Source organism: Limosilactobacillus reuteri subsp. porcinus, from assembly GCF_036621895.1.
Classification (GTDB): Bacteria; Bacillota; Bacilli; order Lactobacillales; family Lactobacillaceae; genus Limosilactobacillus; species Limosilactobacillus reuteri_J.
On the sequence record NZ_LN887485.1, the window covers coordinates 1 to 1,290 of the forward strand.

Consider the following 1,290-nt stretch of genomic DNA (forward strand, 5'->3'; position numbering starts at 1 on the left):
TCAAGGACGGTTCTACGGGGATTTTTTGTCTGTCAATAACGTGTCAATATGGACTGCTTACATTTGAAAATGTATAGTACCGCTTTTTTATTAAGTATCTGATTGAAATGATTTAAAAGATGATTTATATTATTTAGGTAAAACGTTATTGAAAGGGAAAAGTCATGGAAATAAAAAAGCATTTTAAATTATATAAAGATGGTAAAAAATGGTGTTGTGCAGCAATCGCAACTACTGCTTTAGGGATAGGACTTACTATTGGTTCGCCTAGTGTTTTAGCTGATGCAGATACTATTACATCTACTTCTGATGCTAATAATTCTTTAGTAAAAAACGATAATACTAGTGATACTGATTCTAATTCGGAGTCAACTTTTACTGACACAAACAAGAATAGTACTAATGAAAAAGCGATAAATGAGAATAAAAATATAGATTCAAGTCAACAGATTAATCAAGGACAACCTGAATCTAATAATAGTGAAGAACAAACAAATCCAGTTAATGTTAAAGCTGAAAATACAGATATTAAAGATAGTATTCCAGAGAAATCAACGCCGAATACTTTTAAAGAGATTAATGGTAGTACCTATTATTATGGGGAAAATGGTGACTTGTATCGTAATCAATTTTATAACAATTGGGGTCGTACGTATTACTTCCAAGCCAATGGTGCTAGGTTAGATAATGGATTCTATAATAATTGGGGCCGTACGTATTACTTTGGTGCAGATGGTGCCCGTTGGGATAATCGTTTCTATAATAATTGGGGTCGTACTTACTACTTCCAAAATGATGGTAGTCGTTTAGATAATAGCTTTTATAATAATTGGGGTCGTACGTATTACTTTGGTGCAGATGGTGCCCGTTGGGATAACCGTTACATGGTAAAGTGGGGTCGTGCTTACTACTTCGGTAGTGATGGAGCGCTTCTTCAAAACCAGCTTAAAAGTATAAATGGTATTAACTACTGGATTAATAATGAAGGAGTTATTCCATTAAAAAATCAATTCTTAACAGCAAATGAGAACCAATTATTCTACTTTGATGGAAATGGATCATTGGTTGTTAATAAGTTTTATCATAACTGGGGCCACACCTATTACTTTGGAACCGATGGCGCTCGTTACACTGATCAATTCTTAAATAAGAATGGCAAGGTATACTACTTTGATAATCAAGGAATTATGTACCAAGACCAATATTACAAGAATTGGGGTCACACTTATTACTTTGGAACCGATGGCGCTCGTTATACTGATCAATTCTTAAATAAGAATGGCAAGGTAT

1 protein-coding gene is annotated in these 1,290 nt (G+C 33.7%); it reads left to right on the forward strand.

The features are described from left to right. Positions 1-164 precede the first annotated feature (164 nt). A partial coding sequence (locus AACL61_RS08925; RefSeq protein WP_180977145.1) for a KxYKxGKxW signal peptide domain-containing protein occupies positions 165-1,290 on the forward strand: 1,126 nt, incomplete at its 3' end.